Source organism: Escherichia coli DSM 30083 = JCM 1649 = ATCC 11775 (assembly GCF_003697165.2).
Classification (GTDB): Bacteria; Pseudomonadota; Gammaproteobacteria; order Enterobacterales; family Enterobacteriaceae; genus Escherichia; species Escherichia coli.
In genome coordinates, this window is sequence record NZ_CP033092.2 from 1541591 (window position 1) to 1562994 (window position 21404).

General features: G+C 47.4%; 22 protein-coding genes. 19 read left to right on the plus strand and 3 right to left on the minus strand.

Going from position 1 to position 21404, the window contains the following annotated elements:
• The 11 genes from EAS44_RS08465 (at nucleotide 1) to EAS44_RS08515 (ending at nucleotide 11880) form a co-directional block, all read left to right on the plus strand.
• Entirely contained in the window at nucleotides 1–2199 is a 2199-nt protein-coding gene (locus tag EAS44_RS08465) for a portal protein (protein ID WP_000818371.1), read from the plus strand.
• 90 nt (nucleotides 2200–2289) lie between these two features.
• Nucleotides 2290–3183 (plus strand): hypothetical protein, encoded by an 894-nt coding sequence (locus EAS44_RS08470; protein WP_000372589.1) that lies wholly within the window; start codon nucleotides 2290–2292, stop codon nucleotides 3181–3183.
• Between the two features lie 18 nt (nucleotides 3184–3201).
• The gene (locus EAS44_RS08475) at nucleotides 3202–4455 is read left to right on the plus strand and encodes a P22 phage major capsid protein family protein (protein ID WP_000370106.1); all 1254 of its coding nucleotides are present in this window, start codon (nucleotides 3202–3204) and stop codon (nucleotides 4453–4455) included.
• A gap of 41 nt (nucleotides 4456–4496) precedes the next feature.
• Nucleotides 4497–4685 (plus strand): hypothetical protein, encoded by a 189-nt coding sequence (locus EAS44_RS08480; protein ID WP_001389518.1) that lies wholly within the window; start codon nucleotides 4497–4499, stop codon nucleotides 4683–4685.
• Entirely contained in the window at nucleotides 4666–5127 is a 462-nt protein-coding gene (locus EAS44_RS08485; RefSeq protein WP_001140510.1) for a packaged DNA stabilization gp4 family protein, read from the plus strand. The genes EAS44_RS08480 and EAS44_RS08485 overlap by 20 nt, the downstream gene beginning before the upstream one ends.
• A gap of 9 nt (nucleotides 5128–5136) precedes the next feature.
• Nucleotides 5137–6555: a packaged DNA stabilization protein gp10 gene (locus EAS44_RS08490; protein ID WP_001122367.1), complete on the plus strand. Its 1419-nt coding sequence runs from the start codon at nucleotides 5137–5139 to the stop codon at nucleotides 6553–6555.
• Complete coding sequence (locus EAS44_RS08495; protein WP_000785531.1) at nucleotides 6555–7256, plus strand: hypothetical protein; 702 nt, start codon at nucleotides 6555–6557, stop codon at nucleotides 7254–7256. Before EAS44_RS08490 ends, EAS44_RS08495 begins: the two co-directional genes overlap by 1 nt.
• On the plus strand, nucleotides 7256–7711 hold the full coding sequence (locus tag EAS44_RS08500; RefSeq protein WP_000627629.1) for a DUF2824 family protein: 456 nt from the start codon (nucleotides 7256–7258) through the stop codon (nucleotides 7709–7711). The genes EAS44_RS08495 and EAS44_RS08500 overlap by 1 nt, the downstream gene beginning before the upstream one ends.
• A 2-nt stretch (nucleotides 7712–7713) precedes the next feature.
• Nucleotides 7714–8406 (plus strand): hypothetical protein, encoded by a 693-nt coding sequence (locus tag EAS44_RS08505; RefSeq protein ID WP_000964905.1) that lies wholly within the window; start codon nucleotides 7714–7716, stop codon nucleotides 8404–8406.
• A 10-nt stretch (nucleotides 8407–8416) separates the two neighbouring features.
• A complete protein-coding gene (locus EAS44_RS08510) occupies nucleotides 8417–9868 on the plus strand; it encodes a phage DNA ejection protein (protein ID WP_000257015.1) in 1452 nt (483 codons plus the stop codon).
• Nucleotides 9868–11880 carry a hypothetical protein gene (locus tag EAS44_RS08515; protein WP_025857608.1) on the plus strand — a complete coding sequence of 671 codons (2013 nt, stop codon included), beginning with the start codon at nucleotides 9868–9870 and terminating at the stop codon, nucleotides 11878–11880. The genes EAS44_RS08510 and EAS44_RS08515 overlap by 1 nt, the downstream gene beginning before the upstream one ends.
• Nucleotides 11881–11897: 17 nt before the next feature.
• Here EAS44_RS08515 and EAS44_RS08520 read toward each other — a convergent pair whose 3' ends face one another.
• Nucleotides 11898–12227 carry a hypothetical protein gene (locus tag EAS44_RS08520; protein WP_011703616.1) on the minus strand — a complete coding sequence of 110 codons (330 nt, stop codon included), beginning with the start codon at nucleotides 12225–12227 and terminating at the stop codon, nucleotides 11898–11900.
• 196 nt (nucleotides 12228–12423) lie between these two features.
• Between EAS44_RS08520 and EAS44_RS08525 the strand changes: the two genes are divergently transcribed.
• Complete coding sequence (locus EAS44_RS08525) at nucleotides 12424–12990, plus strand: hypothetical protein (protein ID WP_000064337.1); 567 nt, start codon at nucleotides 12424–12426, stop codon at nucleotides 12988–12990.
• Between the two features lie 8 nt (nucleotides 12991–12998).
• Complete coding sequence (locus EAS44_RS08530) at nucleotides 12999–13448, plus strand: type II toxin-antitoxin system YafO family toxin (RefSeq protein WP_001198454.1); 450 nt, start codon at nucleotides 12999–13001, stop codon at nucleotides 13446–13448.
• Between the two features lie 48 nt (nucleotides 13449–13496).
• On the opposite strand, the gene EAS44_RS08535 is transcribed toward EAS44_RS08530, so the two are convergent.
• Both EAS44_RS08535 and EAS44_RS08540 read right to left on the minus strand, forming a co-directional pair.
• Nucleotides 13497–14033: an ATP-dependent Clp protease proteolytic subunit gene (locus EAS44_RS08535; RefSeq protein WP_000903306.1), complete on the minus strand. Its 537-nt coding sequence runs from the start codon at nucleotides 14031–14033 to the stop codon at nucleotides 13497–13499.
• Nucleotides 14033–14281 carry an Arc family DNA-binding protein gene (locus EAS44_RS08540; protein ID WP_001051911.1) on the minus strand — a complete coding sequence of 83 codons (249 nt, stop codon included), beginning with the start codon at nucleotides 14279–14281 and terminating at the stop codon, nucleotides 14033–14035. Before EAS44_RS08540 ends, EAS44_RS08535 begins: the two co-directional genes overlap by 1 nt.
• A 114-nt stretch (nucleotides 14282–14395) precedes the next feature.
• Here EAS44_RS08540 and EAS44_RS08545 point away from each other — a divergent pair, with 114 nt between their 5' ends.
• The 6 genes from EAS44_RS08545 to EAS44_RS08565 all read left to right on the plus strand — a co-directional run bounded on the left by EAS44_RS08545 (nucleotide 14396) and on the right by EAS44_RS08565 (nucleotide 21315).
• On the plus strand, nucleotides 14396–14548 hold the full coding sequence (locus tag EAS44_RS08545; protein WP_000410001.1) for an Arc family DNA-binding protein: 153 nt from the start codon (nucleotides 14396–14398) through the stop codon (nucleotides 14546–14548).
• Nucleotides 14545–14718 carry a hypothetical protein gene (locus tag EAS44_RS25085; RefSeq protein ID WP_000620145.1) on the plus strand — a complete coding sequence of 58 codons (174 nt, stop codon included), beginning with the start codon at nucleotides 14545–14547 and terminating at the stop codon, nucleotides 14716–14718. Before EAS44_RS08545 ends, EAS44_RS25085 begins: the two co-directional genes overlap by 4 nt.
• A gap of 62 nt (nucleotides 14719–14780) precedes the next feature.
• A complete protein-coding gene (locus EAS44_RS08550; protein WP_001350929.1) occupies nucleotides 14781–15683 on the plus strand; it encodes a phage antirepressor Ant in 903 nt (300 codons plus the stop codon).
• Nucleotides 15684–16005: 322 nt separating this feature from the next.
• Nucleotides 16006–17547, plus strand: coding sequence for an IS21-like element ISEc12 family transposase (gene istA / locus EAS44_RS08555; RefSeq protein ID WP_001298859.1), 1542 nt, complete (start codon nucleotides 16006–16008; stop codon nucleotides 17545–17547).
• A gap of 14 nt (nucleotides 17548–17561) precedes the next feature.
• Nucleotides 17562–18308 (plus strand): IS21-like element ISEc12 family helper ATPase IstB, encoded by a 747-nt coding sequence (gene istB, locus EAS44_RS08560; RefSeq protein ID WP_001016257.1) that lies wholly within the window; start codon nucleotides 17562–17564, stop codon nucleotides 18306–18308.
• A 94-nt stretch (nucleotides 18309–18402) separates the two neighbouring features.
• The gene (locus EAS44_RS08565) at nucleotides 18403–21315 is read left to right on the plus strand and encodes a phage tailspike protein (protein ID WP_032190887.1); all 2913 of its coding nucleotides are present in this window, start codon (nucleotides 18403–18405) and stop codon (nucleotides 21313–21315) included.
• Nucleotides 21316–21404 lie beyond the last annotated feature (89 nt).

A 21404-nucleotide genomic window follows, 5' to 3' on the forward strand; every position in this document is an offset into this window, starting at 1 on the left:
ATGGCAGAAAAAAAGATGACTGACTGGCATCGCAAGGTGCTGTGCAACTTTGATAATGCCTGGTCAGCAACGCAGGATATGCGTGAGCAGATTATTGAGGCTCAACGTTTCGTCCGGGTATCCGGCGCACAGTGGGAAGGCAGCACAAACGCTGGTTACTCATTTGATGAAGGCAGGTTTGAGCATTACCCGCGCTTTGAACTGAATAAGATTGCCCGTGAATGTGATCGCATCATTGGCGAGTATCGACAGAATCGCATCAGCGTTAAATTCAGGCCGAAGGATGACAAGGCATCGGAAGCGTTAGCCAAAAAGATGAACGGCAAATTCCGCGCTGACTATCAGGAAACATCAGGTGGCGAAGCGTGTGATAACGCATTTGATGATGCTGTAACGGGCGGATTCGGTTGTTTCCGCATGTGTGCCGATTACGAAGATGAAATGGACCCAAGTAACGAGCAGCGACGCATCAGCCTTCTTCCTGTTTACGACCCAGCGACATGCGTCTTCTTCGATCAGGACAGCAAGCAATATGACCGTTCTGATGCTATGTGGGCTATGGAAATGTTCTCCATGACGCCTAAAGCGTTCGAGGCTGAATACCCTGATTCCATCGCGGCAGGCCTTTCTCGTGATGAGACTGGCACTCAATATGACTGGTCAACGCCAGATGCCATCTATGTTGGGCGCTACTACGAAGTTCGCATAGAGAAGGTGAAGCTCACGGCATGGCGCAACCCTGTTAGCGGAGAAACGGCAATCTATGATGAAGAGCAAATCAAAGATATTGTCGACGAGCTGACCGATGGTGCATTCGAACTGATTGGCGAGCGAACGGTGAAGAAACGCCGCGTTTATTGCGGCCTTCTGTCTGGCGCTGAATGGCTGGAAGAACCGAAGCGTATTCCGGGCGAACATATTCCTCTCATCCCGGTATATGGACGTCGCTCATTTGTTGATAATCAGGAACGAATCGAAGGCCACGCAGCAAAAGCGATGGATGCACAGCGTCTTGAGAACCTGATGGTTTCCATGATTGCAGATAACGCTACTCAGGCTGGCGGTGATGGCATTCCTGTAGTTGATGTTGACATGATTCCTGGTCCTCTCGCCACTCATTGGGCGGAGCGCAACAAAAAGCGCCCGGCGTTCCTGCCGATGGTCAGTCTGAAAAACAAAAACGGAGATATTACTGCGCAGGCTCAGGTCAGCAGTTATACGCCTCCGACACAAATGCCTCCAGCTCTTGCCGGGCTATTGCAGTACACCGGAACGGCTATTCAGCAAATTACAGGTGCGTCGCAGCTTGAGAACATGCCGAGCAACGTTGCTACCGATACCGTTGATAGCATCTTTAACCGGATGGATACGCAGTCCTATATCTACATGGACAACATGGCTAAATCCATGCGTCGCGCTGGCGTTGTGTGGCTTTCTATGGCTCGTGAAGTCTATGGCAGCGATACGCCGATGCGTATCGTTAATGAGGACGGCAGCGATGACGTGGCGCTGATGACTGGTGAAGTGGTTGACCGTCAGACAGGGCAGGTTATCGCGCTTAACGACCTTTCGCAGGGTAACTATGAAGTGACTGTCGATGTCGGTCAGTCGTTCGCTACTCGCCGTGACGCAACGGTTAAGTCGTTACTTTCCATGCTGGCACTTATCCCGCCCGGAACGCCGAAACACGACCTTGTATCGTCGATGATCCTCGACAATATGGACGGCGAAGGGATGGACGACCTTAAAGAATACAACCGCAATCAGTTGCTTCTGTCTGGAGTTATCAAGCCGAGAACGCCAGAAGAACAGCAGATGGTTGAGCAGGCGAAACAACAACAGGCCAGTCAGCCAGATCCGGCTATGGTTGCTGCGCAAGGTCAGCTTCTTGCTGGTCAGGCTGAATTGCAGAAAGCGCAGAACGAGCAGGCAGCCATTCAGGTTAAAGCATTCCAGGCACAGACTGATGCTCAGGTTGCAGCGGCAAATGTTGTGAAAATCCTCGCATCTGCCGATAGCCAGCAGAAATCTGATATCCGCGAGGCTCTGAAACTGCTCGGACAGTTCCAGCAACAGCAAGGAGACAATGCCCGTGCTGATGCAGAGCTTGTCCTGAAAAGTCAGGCACAGGGCCATGCGCAGCGCATGGACATCAGCAGCATCCTGCAAAAATCAACTCAGCAACAACCACAGCAGTAATTAACCCATAACGTGCAATGGCTGTCTTTATGAGGCCTGGCACCCTATTGCCTTCCGATGGGCTGAACATCGAGTAAACAGGGGTAACAAATGGACCAGATGGCAGAAAACACACCAGAAGTTGAAATCGAAACCGACGCGTCAGAGCAGATTCCTGATGATGTCGAACTGGCTGAAAAAGTCGAAACAGAAGATGGCAGTGAGTCCTCAGGCAATGATGCAGAGGAGGCTACTGAAACTGATGACGACGAATCAGAACAGGAATTCTACTTTGGTGACGAAAAGCTGGATTCGCCAACCAGCGAAGATGGCGCTGAGCATGGACTGGTAAAACACCTGCGCAAGACGATTAAAGAGAAAGACCGCGAGCTGAAAGAGCTGATGCGTCAGTCTCAGAAACCCGTCGAGCAGCAGCCGGTAATCACTCAACCACCGCGAATGCCAAAACTGGATGATGAGGACATCGGTTTCGATGAAGAAATCTACCAGCAACGCATGGCTAAGTGGGCAGAGGATAATGGCAAGTACCAGCAACAGGAGATGGCTCGCAAGCAGAAGGAGCAGGAGCTTCAGGCTGCCTATCAAGAGCGATTATCCAAATATCAGCAACGTGTTAAGGCTCTCAAAGTTCCTGGCTATCAGGAAGCTGAGCAGGCCGTACTCGAGGAAATCCCCATCGAGACACAAAACGCGATCCTGTTTGAGTCAGAGAAGCCGGAAATCGTTGTTCTGGCGCTTGGTCGCAACGCTGAACTGCGCAAGCAACTGGCAGAAGCTACCAACCCCGTAGCAATTGGTCGTCTGCTGGAACGTATCGAATCGAAGGCCAGAATCATGCCAAAAGCAAAAACCACGGCAGCCACAACCCCGACGGTTAAGGGGAGCAACGGCGCAGTAATCAACAACCTCGACAAATTGAAAGCCAAGGCGCTGGAAACTGGTGACTGGACGCCGTATTTCGCCGCTAAAAAGGCAAAAAAATAACCTATCGGAGCATTAAGCATGGATAACCAATTAGCAAAAGACCTTGAAATCATGTTCGAAAACTACGTTGAAGGCTTTGAGGCCGCCTGCGTAGTTTCCCGTAACGCTAAAAAATTCCGTCCCGGTGATACAGCAATGCAGCGAGCAGGTGATGTTCTGTATCGTCCGCAGCATTACCACATGAACATTGAGGAAGGCCTCGACCTCAGCAGCAAAACGCCAACAGCACTGGTTCAGCGCCTTGTTCCTTCAGTGTTCAAGGAGCCGAAAAACATTCTGTACACTCTGGATGCGCGTGAAATGCGTGACCCTGAGCATAAAACTGAAGCTGGTCGCGCCGCAGGTATGCGCCTTGCTGCACAGATTGACTCTGACCTGATTTCCATGGTCACGCAGCGTGCTACTAACGTGATCACAATGGCTGACTCAACCACTGGTTCACAGGGCCGTGATTTGTGGAACTGTGCGGCAGGTATTGATGCCACCATGACGGCGATTGGTGTGCCACAGGGTATCAACCGCCGCTCTTTTTGGAACCCCTTCAACTACAAAGACCTTGCTGGCGAGCTTGGTCACCGAGCCTACGCTCAGGGCGCAACCCTGACAGCATACGAAAAAGCGCAGATCCCTCCGGTTGCTTCCTTTGATAGCTACAAGACCGATATTTCTGGTCGATTACCGAAAGGAAGCACTGAATCCTTGACAGTATCAGGCCAACCTGAACACAAGGTTGAAGCGAAAGATTCAAATGGTATGCCAGTTGATAACCGACAGGGGACTATTACGGTATCTGCATCTGGCTTGCAGGTTGGTGATGCGTTCACCATTGCCGGTGTGAATTCCGTACACCAGATCACAAAAGATACCACCGGTCAACCGCAGGTATTCCGTGTTCTGGCTGTTAGCGGAACTACCGTAACAATTTCTCCAAAGATTCTCCCTGTTGAAAATACTGATGTTGCGAGTCGTCCATATGCAAACGTCGATGCCAAACCGGCAGAATCAGCAGCAATCACCATTCTCAACAAGAACGCAGCACCTGCTAACCTGTTCTGGGCTGATGGTTCTGTTGAACTGATGTACGGCAAACTGGCGTTCCCAACTGGTCAGGGTCCACAGGTAATGACAGCAACCACCGAGCAGGGCGCTACGCTGATCATGTCTTACTCCTTCGACCACATCAAAGGCGTAACCACTGCGCGTTTCACCACTCTGTACGGTTGCTCTGTACTGGTTCCTGAATATACGGGCATCGTTATTGCTGGGCAGTAATTTTGGTGGGGCTTCGGCCCCATTTTTATTGGGAGAAGACAATGGCACGAACAATGCTCTATAAGCCAGGCAACATGATCACCTGCGGTCAGTTTGCTGTCGATTACATCATTGTTGATGACGAAGAAGTTAAATCTCACCTGAAAAAAGGTTGGGTAAAAACTCCTGAAGAAACCGCAACGAAGCAAAAAGTGGCTAAGGCGGAAGAAGATGGCGAAAACGAAGGGTGATCTCGTTCTAAAGGCTTTACGAAAAGCCGGGCTGTATTCCAATGCCACGTTGACAGATGCTGACCCTCAGGCAATTGAAGATGCCATTAATGACCTCGAAGACATGATGGCAGCATGGCAGGCGAAAGGTATCGAGCTTGGGTATCAGTTTGCTGATACAGAAAACGGCATCATGCCGTTACCTGACGATGATTCAGGCATCCCTGCATGGGCAAATGATGGCGTCGCTTTGAAACTCGCTGTGCAAGTGTGCATGGATAACGTCATTCAGCCGTCAGACGCTCTCCTTACCGCTGCTGACAGTGCATATCAGACAATCTGTATCGCTTTAACCAAAATACCACCACTTGAGCGGCGAAATGACATGCCTCGCGGTAGTGGTAACAAAAGCGCGTTTACGTGGAATCGGTTTTACATCGAGAAAGATGATCCGAGTACGTGAGGTGAATAAATGCCGATTCAGCAACTTCCGCTTATGAAAGGTGTCGGCAAAGACTTTCGAAACGCCGACTATATCGACTATCTGCCAGTGAATATGTTGGCTACGCCCAAAGAAATCCTGAACAGCAGCGGATATCTTCGCTCATTCCCGGGCATTGCCAAACGTTCTGATGTGAATGGTATATCGCGCGGCGTCGAGTACAACATGGCGCAGAGTGCTGTTTATCGCGTGTGTGGCGGCAAGCTGTACAAAGGAGAAAGCGAAGTCGGTGACGTCGCCGGAAGTGGTCGCGTATCAATGGCGCATGGTCGAACATCACAGGCTGTAGGCGTTAATGGTCAACTGGTCGAGTATCGTTATGATGGCACGGTTAAAACCGTCTCAAACTGGCCTACAGACAGTGGATTCACGCAGTATGAGTTAGGTTCAGTTCGCGACATTACTCGCTTACGTGGGCGTTATGCGTGGTCAAAAGACGGAACTGATTCATGGTTTATCACTGACCTTGAAGACGAATCGCACCCTGACCGATACAGTGCACAATATCGCGCAGAATCGCAGCCGGACGGCATCATCGGTATCGGGACATGGCGAGACTTCATCGTCTGCTTTGGTTCATCGACTATTGAATATTTCTCCCTGACTGGCGCAACCACCGTTGGTGCTGCTTTGTATGTCGCACAGCCATCACTGATGGTGCAAAAAGGCATCGCCGGAACCTATTGCAAAACGCCATTCGCTGATTCCTATGCGTTCATCAGCAATCCGGCAACAGGTGCGCCGTCTGTATACATCATCGGTTCCGGGCAGGTGTCACCAATCGCCAGCGCGAGCATTGAGAAAATTCTTCGCTCCTACACTGCTGATGAACTGGCTGATGGTGTGATGGAGTCTCTGCGATTTGATGCGCATGAGCTGCTGATTATCCATCTTCCGCGCCATGTCCTCGTATACGACGCATCTTCAAGCGCCAATGCTCCGCAATGGTGTGTACTGAAAACAGGTCTGTATGACGATGTGTACCGCGCTATCGACTTCATTTACGAAGGCAATCAGATAACGTGCGGCGATAAGCTGGAGTCCGTGACCGGGAAATTGCAATTCGACATCAGCAGCCAGTACGACAAGCAACAGGAGCATCTGCTGTTTACTCCTCTGTTCAAAGCGGATAACGCCAGAGTTTTCGACCTTGAAGTTGAATCTTCAACTGGCGTTGCGCAGTACGCCGACCGCCTTTTTCTCTCTGCAACCACTGACGGCATCAATTACGGTCGTGAGCAGATGATTGAGCAGAATGAACCGTTTGTTTACGACAAACGCGTTTTGTGGAAGCGAGTCGGGCGCATCAGGAAAAATGTCGGCTTCAAATTGCGCGTTATCACGAAGTCACCTGTCACTCTGTCTGGCTGCCAGATAAGGATCGAGTAATGGCTGATTCGAATCTCAACACCCCTGTTATTGTGCAGGCGACGCGGCTCGATACATCAATCCTTCCACGCAATATATTCAGCCAGTCTTACCTGCTGTATGTCATTAATCAGGGGGCTGATGTCGGCGCAATTGCCGGGAAAGCAAATCAGGCTGGTCAGGGCGCTTACGATGCTCAGGTGAAAAACGATGAACAGGATGTCGAACTGGCTGACCACGATGCAAGAATCACCGCAAACACAAAAGCGATAAATCTCCTTGAGGTCAGGTTAACAACCGCCGAAGGGAAGATAGTTGTACTGCGTAGCGATGTTGATTACTTGCTGGATGAGGTTATCGATATTCAGGCGCATCTGGTCACTGTTGACCAAAGACTGGATGGCGTAGAAAGCGATATATCTGACATTAAGAGTGATTACGTATCGAAAACCGTAACAGAATCGCAGTCTCTTGCGTCACCGCTGGATGTAAAAACATCATATTCAGTTGATGGAATTCAGGTCGTTGGAGCAAGGCAGACCGGATGGACAGCGGCCACAGGCACACCACTTCTTGGCTCATTCAACGCTAACCAGTCATACACGGTCGGCACTACGTACACACAATCCGAAGTCGCAGCTATCGCTACAGGTTTGGAGCAGGCGCGGCAGCGTATTCTGGCGCTTGAAACAGCACTTAGATTACATGGGCTGATTGACTGATGATTACATTCAAACCAACGCGAAACATCGACCTGATCGAAGCAGTAGGAAATCACCCTGACATCATCGCCGGGAGCAACAACGGTGATGGATACGACTACAAACCTGATTGCCGTTACTTTGAGGTGAACGTGCACGGTCAGTTTGGCGGCATTGTTTACTATCAGGAGATTCAGCCGCTTACATTCGATTGCCACGCCATGTACCTGCCAGAGATTCGCGGCTTCAGCAAGGAAATAGGGCTGGCGTTCTGGCGATACATTCTGACCAACACCACCGTTCAGTGCGTCACATCATTTGCTGCACGCAAATTCCGCCACGGGCAGATGTACTGCGCAATGATTGGCCTTAAGCGTGTAGGAACCATCAAGAAATACTTCAAAGGCGTGGATGACGTGACGTTTTACAGCGCCACACGCGAAGAACTAATCGACTTCCTGAATCACGGGAGATAGCCATGTTATATGCATTTACGCTGGGCAGAAAACTGCGCGGCGAGGAACCTTATTACCCTGAAAAAGGCGGGAAAGGTGGCAGTTCTGATAAAAGCGCAAAGTATGCAGCAGAAGCTCAGAAGTATGCCGCAGACCTGCAAAATCAGCAGTTCAACACCATCATGAACAACCTGAAGCTGTTTACTCCTCTGGCTGGGAAGTATGTCGGCAGCCTTGAGAACTTATCGTCTCTGGAAGGGCAAGGTCAGGCACTTAACCAGTATTACAACTCTCAGCAGTATAAAGACCTTGCAGGTCAGGCTCGCTATCAGAGTCTGGCGGCAGCGGAAGCAACAGGTGGATTGGGTTCCACCGCAACCAGTAATCAGTTAGCAACAATCGCACCAACGCTTGGTCAGCAATGGCTATCTGGACAAATGAACAATTACAACAACCTGGCAAATATCGGTCTTGGCGCTCTTCAGGGGCAGGCAAACGCCGGGCAAACATATGCCAACAACATGAGTCAGATTTCACAGCAAAGCGCGGCTCTTGCAGCGGCAAACGCCAACCGACCGTCAGCATTGCAGCAGGGTGTTAGTGGTGCTGCATCCGGTGCGCTTTTGGGTGGTGGCATAGCCAGTGCTCTCGAGCTATCAACTCCGTGGGGTGCTGGTATCGGTGCTGGTCTTGGTCTGCTTGGCTCGTTGTTTTAAGGGGTAATCAATGGCTACGTGGCAACAGGGTATTAATTCTGGTGGGTTTCTGGCTGGCATCGGTACGCAAAATGAGAATGCGCCAAAGGCAAGCGACATTAACGCAACGCTTGGTCTGATCCGCGAAAACAATGAACTGGCTCGATCAGGTGCAAATAACGTTGCTCTGACAGGTCTTCGTGGTCTGGCTGGAGTTGCTGATATTTATAAGCAGCAGCAAAAGCAGGAGCGTAAAGCGGCATTCCAGAAAGGTTATGCGGATGCTTATGCGTCCGGCGACAGGGAGCAGATGCGTAATCTTATTACAGCATTCCCCGAAGAGTTTGAGGAAGTCCGTAAAGGCATGGGGTATGTCGATGACGCCCAGCGGGATGATTTTGGCAATCTGGCGCTTAAGGCTCAGGTCGCTTCGTCGCTTGGTCCGGGTGCATTTGGCAGGTTCATGATGGATAACGAAAAGGAGATGCGTCGTTTAGGTATCCCTCCAGAAACTATTGCGGAAATGCAGGTTAATGACCCGCAGGGCTTCCAGCACTTCGCAGGTAATCTGGCACTATTTTCTCTCGGTCATGAGAAGTATTTCGATATCAAAGATCAAATGGAAGGTCGGGATATTGAGCGTGGCAAGTTGGCAGAGACGATTCGCAGCAATAAAGCTGGGGAAGGTTTAAAGGCGCAAAGCATTGCTGTTAGCCGTGAAAACTCCCTGCGCACTGCTGGAGGTGCTGTTCCTGCATCTGTTAAAGAATATCAATATTTCAACAGCCTGTCTCCAGAGCAACAAAAGACATATCTTCGTGTTCGAGGTCGTCCTGATGCTGGCGGGGAGAATGTTGTGCAACTGGCAGATGGCAGAACGGTAACGGTTGGTAGGAAGCTTCACGGCGCTGGTGCTAATGCGTTCTACGAAGGAATAGACAACGAGGGCAATATGATTCGCGTCCCCGCCAGTTCTATTGCTGCTCCGGCTACATCGGCAGCTAATGCACAGAATTACGAAATGAAGAAAGATCTTGATGCAATTTCTGGCGCATCAATTGACGATCTTGGCTTCATGACAGGTATTACAGGTTCTTCAGGTTCTTTTGCTCTTGGTGCAGATATTCGTAGCAGGGCATCTGGTGTTGAGGAGAGGAGGCTATACAACGCTGCACAGCGAATCATGGGCAAAATGCAAAATCAGGGGATTGCAGCAGCCCGAGATATGGGGGCATCTGGCATCAACACCGAAGCAGAGGCCAATAGGTATTTTCAGGGTATGCCAAAGCCTGATTTCTCAAGTCCTGAAGCGCTGCAACAATCAATGCGCGACATTCAGCAATATACCGACAATTACAACCAGCAATATAACGTTAATGTTGGTAATGGCGGGAAGAAATCATCAAGGCAACAGCCAGCTACTCAGCAATCAGCAGGAGGTAGCTACACGTCAAAATCAGGCATTCAATTTACGGTGGAATGATGAAAGTAACTGCAAATGGTAAGACATTTACCTTTCCTGATGGTACGAGCACGGAAGATATTGGGTCCGCCATTGATGAGTATTTTGCTGGTCAGTCAGCGCCAACACAACAAGGTGTTCAGCAATCGCCAGCAGACAACTCACTTGCATCAGGATATGCACAGCTTGCCACTCAGCAGAAGGAAGGACTAGATCGCTCTGCTGAGCAAGGGGCTGTTTTAGGTGCTGCAATGCGCGATGCCGTTACCGGTGAAAGCCGAATGACACCAGAAATGGAGAGACTGCAAAATGTTGGGGCTGCCCCTGAGTTGAACTCACTAAGCATGGATGCCCTGAAGGCTGGATGGTCTCAACTTTTCGGCTCCGACGCGTCTCAGGAAAAGATTCTTCAGAGTATGGGGGCGAAATTAAGGCAGGATGAGAAGGGTAACACTATCGTTTCCCTGCCATCCGGTGATTATGCCCTGAACAAGCCAGGTTTATCACCGCAAGACCTGACTTCGTTTCTTGCTAATGCGTTAGCGTTCACACCAGCGGGCAGGGCTGGAACGGTGCTTGGTGCCATAGGGAAATCAGCTGCTACAGATTTAGCACTACAGGGTGGCACCAGCCTTGCTGGCGGAGAAGATATTGATCCTGCACAAACGGTAATTTCTGCTGGCATTGGTGGTGTTGGCAAGGGGCTGGAAAATACAGTTAGTGCGGTTTCCAGGGCTGTTCGCGGTGAGATGTCACCGGAAGCAAAGGCTGCTGTCGATTTTGCGTCGGAAAGAAACCTGCCGTTAATGACCAGTGACACGCTGAAAGATAAAACCTTTATGCAGAGTCAGGCTCAGACATTAGGCGAAAGAGTTCCTTTTTTTGGAACCGGTAAGAATCGGCTGAATCAACAACAAGCACGAGAAAATTTAGTCAGAACATTTAGCGATGGTCTGGGTGGCATTTCTGATAAACAGCTTTATGAATCTGCGACTAAAGGGCAACAAAAATTCATTGAGGCAGCAGGAAAGCGATATAACCGCATAATTGACGCTATGGGGGATACCCCTGTCGATCTCTCAAACACGGTAAAAGCTATCGACAATCAGATTGCCGTGTTAAGCCGCCCGGGCAAATCTCAGGATAGAGCCGCGGTAAAAGTCTTGCAGCAATTTAAAGACGATATCACCAGCGGACCCAATGACCTGCGTCTGGCGAGAGAAAACAGAACTGACCTTCGAAAGCGGTTCATGAATTCAAACGAGACTGTTGATAAAGACACGCTCCAGAAAGCCAGCGATATTGTCTACAAGGCATATACAGCGGATATGAAAAAAGCAGTATCCCAAAAACTAGGCTCAGAAGAAGCTGCCAATATGTCTAGGGTTGATCGCTCATGGGCTAGATTCAATGACATGATGGGAAGAACGCGCGTTCAAAAGGCAATAGCCAGCGGCAAGGCTACACCTGAGGATGTAACAAAACTCGTTTTTAGCCAAAACCCATCAGAACGTTCTCAGCTTTACATGCTTCTGGATGACAATGGTAGGCAAAACGCACGAGCAGCCATAGTTCAGAATGCTGTAGATAAGGCGACTGATCCGTCTGGAAATATTAGTGTTGAAAAGTTTATTAATGCGTTACACCGGAACAGGAAGCAATCAGCAACTTTCTTTAAAGGCGTACATGGAAAGGAACTGGACGGCGTTATTAAATACCTCAACGATACAAGACACGCGGCAAAAGCGAACGTTCAAAACTTAAATGGTCAGCAGCTTTATGGATTGTTAGTTGGTGGTGGCATCATAAACGCAGCAGTATTAGCGGGGATGCTAAAAACGGCTGCGTTTGTTGTTCCTGCTGCTGGTGTCGTAGGAGGAGCTGCGAAGGCATACGAAAGCCCTGTTATACGAAATGCCTTGTTACGTCTGGCAAATACGCCAAAAGGTAGCACAGCATATGACAGAGCGATCAGTACGGTCACACAATCGCTCACCAGAGTCGCACAGGCATCACAAAAAGAAGCTCAATAACTGGCAGCCACGGATGGCTAATTTTTATTCTTTGATCTCGTCCACAGGTAAAGAAGAGCAATGGCAAGACAGGAAACAGAGAATAGATAACCTACCTCATATGGTGCGCCAAAAAAATTAGCTATTGATACGGGCAAAAAAGCCGAAGCGATCAGAATTGAAAGGCAAAAAATAAGCCCAGTAACATAGTTTATTAAACTCTTAAATGAGAAACGTTTTGCTTGATTTACGGTCTCAGCGAGTGATCGCTTAACGATGGATAAAAGCAAATAGATGGCGACAGTAGCTAATGCCCCTTTCCACCAGTCTGGATATAGTTTTGCGACAATCAGCCCAAGGAAAACCATGATGACAGACTGAGCATTCACACCAACCTCCTTAGTTTTGCGCAGGATACCAGATGATGTATAGGAGTGGGAGTAAAGTTAGTCGGTGATAGAACGGTGGTTGCATAATGATATCACGTGACGTAAACTTATTGCGCATAGCGTGTATTCAATGGATGCATAGCTATTGATAATCTCCGATAAGAAGGAGGTTTGTATGAGCAATGAGACTAATGGGATTGATGAAATGTTTAGCTTGAACGCTGCCAAAGCTGGAGTCGCAATAGGTTTGCTATTACAGCAAGCTTCTGCGTTCAGTTGTGAGGTGGTTGTTACTGATAACGTTCAGCACGCTTACCATCAATCCTCATTCAGCAGTGAACGGGCTAATGATGAGCTTCATGAGGCGGTGTCTTCGATTAAAGAATTGTCTCGAATGCTGAAATACGCTTATCGTGTTCTTGCAAACGCTACCGATGAGAATGTAGACAATGTGTTGTCTATCATTGAACCAGAAAAGTCTCGATTGATAGAGCATCAATTGAGAGGACTTGAAGGGGCAATGAAATCGGTATTCAAAGAAGCTTCTGCTGATTTTAAAGAGATCGCAAGAGATATCTATATCGTTGTTGCTGATGCCAGATCTGCCGTAACCAACCTGAATAGTCTTATTAAACAACGCTCATGTGTTCCGGTTGTTTTTGATAGTTCCGTAGATATGGCTGGTTTGCGTGCGCTTGCTGAGCACGGGACTCGTGTGTTTCACTCTGGTAACTTCCACTGAGGTAAAACATGCAAGTAACCGTGGAATATAATCAGGATAGTTTTGACTATTTTTTCTCCCCGGTTTTTGTTGAGTTTCCTGATTTAAAACAAACACTTGTAGATGATTTTATCATCTACAAGTCTACGGGAACGTTGCCCAGCTATTTTGGCAGAGACACCTCTTATCATCGACCTCCTGATATTGAAGATGCAGGCCTTATGCACCTTCATTTAGCAATTGGTGAAAATAAATTTGAGCCAATAAAAAATGGCACAGATATCAGCACACCGCAAAAGTTGCAGTGGCATAAAACATCCAATACCGCTCTCGTTTATGCACAAAATCTTTTTGATGAGAACAGGTATTCATTGATTGCTCTTTTTCATCCTGTAGCTCACATGTCTGCTAACAATCATAATAGAATGAGAGTGTTAGCAGGGTATGCGAGAGACTTTAGAAACACTATGTTTGACTAAACCCACCGTCAGGTGGGTTTTTTATAAGGAGTAATCATGATTTACCCATCAAACAACCCACCAGTTTGCCTGATTGGATGCCAGCCTTGCAGTTTTTATGGAATTAATTATGCCATGCTCAAGAGCCTTGTTAGCATCCAAAATGGTCGAGTCTGCTATCAGGGATGCCCACCTAATATGGGTTCCGATGTCGATATTGAACGTCTCAACGAAGCGATCAAGATCGTTATCGAGGCATTTCCCGTACTCTCTCAATCTGGCATGGTCGGCGGCTGGGGAGGCAAAGCACCATAATAGAGGATGTAACAGGAATCTTGATAATGGGTTTGCGAAACGTTCTGAGCCAGCCAGGAAAACGATATTAGCTATGGATTCAACATTGCTTATGTTGTGAGTTCTAACGGTAACAGGGAGTGACTTAAGAAAGTTATACGCAGTAAAGCCAGCAGCAGTTTCCCCTCCCTGACTTGATATATGGATATTTAATTCAGTTGCGCCTTGAGATAATGCGGTGAGACAGTGGTTCTGAAGTTGCCCAACAGTGGCAGTGTTAACAGGGCATAAGAAATGAATTGTGTGCAGCATTATTTTTCATCCTTAGCATACATGGTCTTTAGCGTCTCAAGTAGCGCCTCTTTGAATTTATCAGCTTCTTGCTGAGCAAATGACTCAACTGACTTTGGCGACCTATCTTCATCAATCGCGGCTTGCAAAATCATGACGATCTCGGAGTTAACAGAGCGACCATTTTTTGATGCTCTGACAGCAAGAGCCTCGCGTAAAGATTCAGGGATTCTTACCGTAGTTGGAGAAATTGACACACCCTTTGCCATATAACACCTTTGGTATTCAATTTGATAGCAAAGTGTATGCAAAAAAATTTTGACTAGATATACTCACTTTGCTATCTTTTGTATTCGAAAAGAGTTGTTTGCGTGGAGGGTAACATGGAGAAAGAAATAAGTAAGATTTTGGTAAGGATGCCGCAGTCGTTAAAGGATGCTATCGGTAGCAGGGCAAAGGAAGAGTGCAGGTCGTTTAACTCAGAGGTTATCAAGCGCCTGATAGACAGCCTGAAGAGAGAGGGGGTAACGGTGTGATTCGCTTGGATGCAGTAGTCAAAGAGATTGCGATTACCATTTTAAGACCAAATTTTGTTCATGGCGAATCATTTGGCACGAACGAAAAATTGAGAAGAGAAAGAGTATTCAGTGGCAAGCGCACGTTTTCAGAAGTGATGCTTGATGCGGCAAAGAAATCAAAACAGTGAAGCCCCAACTGCTGGAACAGTCAGGGCTTCGGTTGTCGGTAAATCCGTGGAGAAAAACCAACATGAATAGTATAGCAATTTTAGAAGCAGTGAACACCTCTTACGTGCCATTCAACGGTCAGCAAATTATCACCGCCATGGCTGCCGGAGTTGCATATGTTGCGATGAAGCCAATCGTTGAAAACCTCGGAATGAGCTGGTCAACGCAGCAAACAAAACTCATGAAGCAGATTAGCAAATTCAACTGTGTTCATATGAACATGGTTGCCGCTGATGGTAAGCTTCGTAAGCTACTCTGCCTTCCTTTGAAGAAGTTAAATGGATGGCTGTTCAGCATCAACCCTGAGAAAGTTCGTGCTGACATCCGCGATAAACTGATTCAGTACCAGGAAGAATGCTTTACTGTGCTGCATGACTACTGGACAAAGGGAGAGGCAGCAAATGCACGGAAGAAAACATCTGTTGATGACAGGACTCCGCTTCGTGATGCTGTAAATATGCTAGTCAGCAAAAAGCATCTAATGTACCCAGAAGCTTATGCAATGATTCATCAGCGTTTCAATGTGGAAAGTATTGAAGAGCTTGATGCATCTCAGATACCACAAGCAGTAGAGTACATCCACAGGGTAGTGCTTGAAGGTGAGTTCATCGGCAAACAAGAGAAGAAAACCAACGAGCTTTCTGCAAAAGAAGCAAACAGCCTTGTATGGCTATGGGATTATGCCAACCGCTCACAGGCATTATTCCGCGAACTGTATCCGGCGCTAAAACAAATTCAATCGAACTATTCCGGCAGATGTCATGACTGCGGTTATGAGTTCTCCCGTATTATCGATATGGCGAGAGACGTTTTAATCAATCACACACGAGATGTTGATATCAATGAGCCAGACGGACCAACGAATCTTTCCGCATGGATGAGACTTAAGAATAAAGAATTACCTCCTTCAGTACATAATTACTGACAGATAACCAACGCAACGACCCAGCTTCGGCTGGGTTTTTTTATGCCCAAAATTCACCGTGGCCATGCTGCGGCGATTCTTTGCATCTGGAGCAAATTAAATGACAGACATTACAGCCAATGTGATTGTTGCGTATTTTCATGAAAGGAGATCACTCAATAACTTCCATCGAGATCGGGTAATAACATTTGAACAGATCGCTGAATAACATCGATGGAGATCACTTTTGACTCATTTTGTTATTCAGTGATCTCCATCAATGTTATTGGAACTTCACAGGTGTGTTGATCTGTATCTTTTGCCATTCCGGTAAAGGATACCTATGCCAACAGTTCCAATTTCTATGAGAAAACTTAAAGAAATTCTTAGGCTTAAATACGGTGTTGGACTCAGCCATCGACAAATTGGTCGTAGTCTTGCAATCTCCCCTTCCGTTGTATCCAGATATGCTAATCGGGCGGCTCAACTTGGCATAAAGCAGTGGCCCTTACCTACAGGATGGGATGATACAAAACTAAAACATGCGTTCCTTCAGACCCAGGTTAAGATGAAGAAGCACTCTCTGCCTGACTGGGCTACAGTACACCGGGAACTGCGTAATAAATGCGTGACGCTGCAGCTACTCTGGGAAGAATACTGTGAGCGTAATCCAGGCGGTTTTTACAGCTATAACCATTACTGCCGGATGTACCGTGAATGGCTCAAAACCACTTCACCATCAATGCGTCAGGTACATAAAGCTGGCGAAAAACTTTTCGTTGATTACTGTGGACCTACCGTTGGCGTTACCGACCCTGAGACCGGAGAAATAAGAACTGCTCAGGTCATCGTAGCTGTTCTCGGGGCATCAAGTTACACATGGGCAGAGGCCACCTGGTCTCAGCAGCTTGAAGACTGGGTGATGAGTCATGTTCGCTGCTTCCAGTGGTTGGGTGGCGTTCCTGAACTTGTTGTTCCGGACAATCTGAAAAGCGCCACATCCAGGGCATGTAAGTATGATCCTGACGTTAACCCTACCTACCAGCAGATGCTTGAGCATTATAATGTCGCAGTTTTGCCTGCGCGGCCACGTAAACCGAAAGATAAAGCCAAAGCTGAAGTTGGCGTTCAGGTTGTTGAACGCTGGATCATGGCCCGAATCAGGCATGAGATCTTCTACAGCCTTGCATCGCTTAATCAGCGCATTCGGGAGTTGCTGGAAAGACTGAATAACAAAATAATGCAGAAGTTGGGTTATTCACGTGCAGAACTCTTCATCCAGCTTGATAAACCCGCACTGAAGCCTCTTCCTGAAGCCAGTTACAGTTACACCCTGGTGAAGAAAGTCAGAGTTCATGCCGATTACCACGTGGAAATCGACAAACATTACTACTCGGTTCCATGTTCGCTGTTAGGCCAGCAACTGGAAGCATGGATCTCCGGAGAACTGGTAAGACTCTTCAATCAGGGGCAGGAGGTTGCTGTGCACCCGCGCAAGCGTACTTATGGCTACAGTACCCGCAACGAGCACATGCCTGAAGCTCATCGACAGCATGCCACCTGGACGCCAGAGCGTCTTCTGGAATGGGCGGGGCACATAGGCAGTGAAACTCATAGTTATGTGCTTCATATACTGAACTCTCGTCCACATCCGGAACAAAGCTATCGCTTCTGCCTTGGACTCCTGAACCTTCATAAAAAATACAGTAAAGCCAGACTTAATGCAGCATGTGCAAGAGCTCTGAAAACAAAGGTATGGCGTCTGTCAGGTATTAAATCGATCCTGGAAAAAGGTCTGGATAAACAACCTGTTCAGGATCCAAAACCAGATCTGTTATCCACGATGGAACACGAAAACGTACGCGGCAGTGAGTATTACCACTGATACGGGATCCAATGATGAATCATCTTTACGAACAACTGACCGCACTTAAACTCACCGGCTTCCGTGATGCGCTTAAAAAGCAACTTGCTCAGCCGGGCACATACCAGGAGCTGGGCTTCGAAGAACGCCTGTCATTACTGACAGCAGAAGAACTAACCTGCCGTGAAAACAGGAAGGCAGAGCGTCTGATCAAACATGCACGGTTCAGACTTAATGCTGAGTTATCAAAGCTGGATTATCGTAACAATAGAGGGCTGGACAGGGCCCTCATCCGTTCACTCAGTCAGGGAAACTGGTTAACCCTGAAACAAAATATTTTACTGACCGGGGCCACCGGCAGCGGTAAAACGTTCCTGGCATGTGCACTTGGTCATAATGCCTGCCGACAGGGATACAAGGTCTACTATTATCGCCTTAAAGCGCTGATGGAACAGTGCTATCAGGGGCATGCTGATGGAAGATACAGCAAACTTTTGACCAGGCTGAATAATAGCGATCTGCTGCTTCTGGATGACTGGGGGCTGGAACCTCTCTCATCAGAACAGCGTAGCGACCTGCTGGAAATAGTGGATCTGATGTACCAACGAGGCTCAATCATCGTAGTGAGCCAGTTGCCGGTGGAAAACTGGTACAAAATGATCGGAGACTCCACACATGCGGATGCCATCCTAGATCGACTGGTTCATGGCAGTATCAAGATCGAACTTAAAGGAGAATCAATGCGGAAAATACAATCACCGTTGACCGAAGGAGATCAGTGAAGGTAATTTAAAAACGGTTCTGTGAAAGTGACACGAACCGATCTCCATCGATGTTACTCACCGATCTCCTTCACGGTAATACGCAATTGTATCGATGCCTTCGCAACTCTTCACTATGGCGCGTTCTTTTAAAGCCGTAGCCAATGGCAAAATTTATATCGGTAAAATTGACACTGACCCGGTAAATCCTGAAAACCGGATTCAGGTTTATGTAGAGAACGAAGACGGCTCTCACGTTCCTGTTTCGCAACCAATCATCATTAACGCTGCTGGTTACCCTGTATATAACGGACGGATTGCCAAGTTCGTAACTGTGCAAGGCCATTCTATGGCTGTGTACGATGCGTATGGCGTACAGCAGTTCTATTTCCAGAATGTGCTGAAGTATGATCCTGATCAACTACGGCAGCAATTAGAAGACCCAGATGGAGCGAATAAATACCCAAAACTTCAGATAGCAAGATGGAGAGACAGTTATGATGTAAGAGGTTGGGGGGCTATTGGTGATGGTGTTCATGATGATACATCAGCTCTATCAGAATTACTTTCTGTTGCAACAGGTGGTGAAAAGATAGATGGGCGAGGGCTTACTTTTAAAGTATCAACTCTTCCAGATGTCAGTCGATTTAAAAATGCTCGTTTTTTATTTGAGAGAATACCGGGTCAGCCTCTTTTTTATGTTTCTGAAGATTTTATCCAGGGAGAGTTATTTAAAATTACAGATACACCGTGGTACAACGCCTGGACGCAGGATAAAACGTTTGTATATGACAATGTCATCTATGCGCCTTTTATGGCTGGAGACCGCCATGGTGTAAATAACCTCCATGTTGCATGGGTTCGCTCAGGAGATGACGGGAAGACCTGGACAACGCCGGAATGGCTTACAGATTTACATGAAAACTATCCCACAGTTAACTATCACTGCATGAGTATGGGGGTTGTCAGAAATCGCCTTTTTGCTGTAATTGAGACGCGGACCGTGAGCGGAAATAAACTGCAGGTTGCAGAGTTGTGGGATCGCCCAATGAGTCGCAGCCTTCGCGTTTATGGTGGTATAACGAAAGCAGCAAATCAGCAAGTCGCTTATATTCGCATTACTGATCACGGATTATTTGCTGGTGATTTTGTCAACTTCTCAAACTCTGGTGTTACAGGTGTTACCGGGAATATGACGGTGACTACTGTTATTGATAAAAATACTTTTACAGTTACGACGCAAAATACCCAGGATGTGGATCAGAATAACGAGGGTAGATACTGGAGTTTTGGTACATCATTTCACTCGTCACCATGGAGAAAAACCAGTCTTGGAACTATTCCTTCTTTTGTTGACGGAAGCACTCCTGTTACTGAGATTCACAGTTTTGCGACGATTAGCGATAACAGTTTTGCTGTTGGCTACCATAATGGTGATATTGGTCCACGCGAGCTTGGGATACTCTATTTCTCTGATGCTTTCGGTTCTCCTGGTAGCTTTGTTCGCAGACGCATACCTGCAGAATATGAGGCGAATGCATCTGAGCCATGTGTAAAATATTATGATGGCATTCTGTATCTGACGACCAGGGGGACATTAAGTACTCAACCCGGTAGTTCATTGCACAGAAGCTCTGATTTAGGTACATCATGGAATTCTCTTCGCTTCCCAAATAATGTTCATCACTCAAACCTTCCTTTTGCCAAAGTTGGCGATGAGCTGATTATTTTTGGCAGTGAGCGCGCATTTGGTGAGTGGGAAGGAGGAGAACCTGATAACCGTTATGCAGGAAACTATCCAAGAACATTTATGACCAGAGTTAACGTCAATGAGTGGAGTCTGGATAATGTAGAGTGGGTTAATGTTACTGATCAGATTTATCAGGGCGGAATAGTTAACTCTGCGGTTGGTGTTGGTTCAGTTTGTATCAAAGACAACTGGCTGTACTACATTTTCGGTGGGGAAGACTTTCTAAACCCATGGAGCATAGGGGATAACAACAGAAAATATCCTTATGTTCACGATGGTCACCCGGCTGATTTGTATTGTTTCAGGGTGAAAATTAAACAGGAAGAATTTGTTTCAAGGGATTTTGTCTACGGAGCCACTCCTAACAGAACGCTTCCTACTTTTATGTCGACGTCAGGCGTGAGGACGGTTCCTGTACCCGTTGATTTCACAGATGATGTTGCCGTCCAGTCACTGACTGTCCATGCAGGTACATCAGGACAAGTTCGCGCGGAAGTCAAACTTGAGGGTAATTACGCCATTATTGCGAAGAAAGTACCGTCTGATGATGTTACCGCTCAGAGATTAATCGTTAGCGGCGGTGAAACAACGTCTTCAGCAGATGGTGCAATGATAACGTTGCATGGTTCCAGAAGCAGTACTCCACGTCGCGCGGTATATAACGCACTCGAACATCTTTTTGAGAACGGAGATGTTAAACCTTATCTTGATAATGTAAATGCTCTTGGTGGTCCGGGAAACAGGTTCTCGATAGTTTATCTTGGCTCCAATCCTGTGGTTACCAGTGACGGAACATTAAAGACAGAGCCGGTCTCTCCTGACGAAACATTGCTGGATGCCTGGGGTGACGTCAGGTATATCGCTTATAAATGGCTGAACGCTGTCGCTATAAAGGGGGAAGAAGGGGCGAGGATACATCATGGTGTAATCGCGCAGCAACTTCGTGATGTTCTTATTTCTCACGGACTCATGGAAGAAGAAAGCACAACATGCCGCTATGCCTTTCTTTGCTATGACGATTATCCCGCAGTATATGATGACGTCATTACTGGCCAAAGGGAAATGCCGCTGACTGATAATGACGGGAGCATCATTGTTGATGAGGATGATAATCCAGTGATGGTAATGGAAGACATCATTGAGCGCGTTGAAATAACGCCAGCAGGATCTAGATGGGGGGTCAGACCTGATCTCTTATTCTATATCGAGGCAGCATGGCAGCGCAGAGAAATAGAAAGAATAAAAGCTAGGTTAGACTTAATAGAAGGGAAGCACTAAATGTTTCGTTGGCGTCAAAAATATGAACTGATCACATAAAGAAGTAAGTACATTGGCAAAAAACATTGACGTCAACGAAATTAAATATA

Bases quoted from the DNA above. Each gene is read 5' to 3' on its own strand.
- EAS44_RS08475 (WP_000370106.1), top strand. From the start codon at position 3,202: ATGGATAACCAATTAGCAAAAGACCTTGAAATCATGTTCGAAAACTAC.
- EAS44_RS08535 (WP_000903306.1), bottom strand. From the start codon at position 14,033: ATGCTGCACACAATTCATTTCTTATGCCCTGTTAACACTGCCACTGTT.
- EAS44_RS08500 (WP_000627629.1), top strand. From the start codon at position 7,256: ATGATTACATTCAAACCAACGCGAAACATCGACCTGATCGAAGCAGTA.
- EAS44_RS08550 (WP_001350929.1), top strand. From the start codon at position 14,781: ATGAATAGTATAGCAATTTTAGAAGCAGTGAACACCTCTTACGTGCCA.
- EAS44_RS08485 (WP_001140510.1), top strand. From the start codon at position 4,666: ATGGCGAAAACGAAGGGTGATCTCGTTCTAAAGGCTTTACGAAAAGCC.
- EAS44_RS08490 (WP_001122367.1), top strand. From the start codon at position 5,137: ATGCCGATTCAGCAACTTCCGCTTATGAAAGGTGTCGGCAAAGACTTT.
- EAS44_RS08545 (WP_000410001.1), top strand. From the start codon at position 14,396: ATGGAGAAAGAAATAAGTAAGATTTTGGTAAGGATGCCGCAGTCGTTA.
- EAS44_RS08525 (WP_000064337.1), top strand. From the start codon at position 12,424: ATGAGCAATGAGACTAATGGGATTGATGAAATGTTTAGCTTGAACGCT.
- EAS44_RS08540 (WP_001051911.1), bottom strand. From the start codon at position 14,281: ATGGCAAAGGGTGTGTCAATTTCTCCAACTACGGTAAGAATCCCTGAA.
- EAS44_RS08505 (WP_000964905.1), top strand. From the start codon at position 7,714: ATGTTATATGCATTTACGCTGGGCAGAAAACTGCGCGGCGAGGAACCT.
- istB (WP_001016257.1), top strand. From the start codon at position 17,562: ATGAATCATCTTTACGAACAACTGACCGCACTTAAACTCACCGGCTTC.
- EAS44_RS08530 (WP_001198454.1), top strand. From the start codon at position 12,999: ATGCAAGTAACCGTGGAATATAATCAGGATAGTTTTGACTATTTTTTC.
- EAS44_RS08515 (WP_025857608.1), top strand. From the start codon at position 9,868: ATGAAAGTAACTGCAAATGGTAAGACATTTACCTTTCCTGATGGTACG.
- EAS44_RS08510 (WP_000257015.1), top strand. From the start codon at position 8,417: ATGGCTACGTGGCAACAGGGTATTAATTCTGGTGGGTTTCTGGCTGGC.
- EAS44_RS08480 (WP_001389518.1), top strand. From the start codon at position 4,497: ATGGCACGAACAATGCTCTATAAGCCAGGCAACATGATCACCTGCGGT.
- EAS44_RS08465 (WP_000818371.1), top strand. From the start codon at position 1: ATGGCAGAAAAAAAGATGACTGACTGGCATCGCAAGGTGCTGTGCAAC.
- EAS44_RS08470 (WP_000372589.1), top strand. From the start codon at position 2,290: ATGGACCAGATGGCAGAAAACACACCAGAAGTTGAAATCGAAACCGAC.
- istA (WP_001298859.1), top strand. From the start codon at position 16,006: ATGCCAACAGTTCCAATTTCTATGAGAAAACTTAAAGAAATTCTTAGG.
- EAS44_RS08565 (WP_032190887.1), top strand. From the start codon at position 18,403: ATGCCTTCGCAACTCTTCACTATGGCGCGTTCTTTTAAAGCCGTAGCC.
- EAS44_RS08495 (WP_000785531.1), top strand. From the start codon at position 6,555: ATGGCTGATTCGAATCTCAACACCCCTGTTATTGTGCAGGCGACGCGG.
- EAS44_RS08520 (WP_011703616.1), bottom strand. From the start codon at position 12,227: ATGGTTTTCCTTGGGCTGATTGTCGCAAAACTATATCCAGACTGGTGG.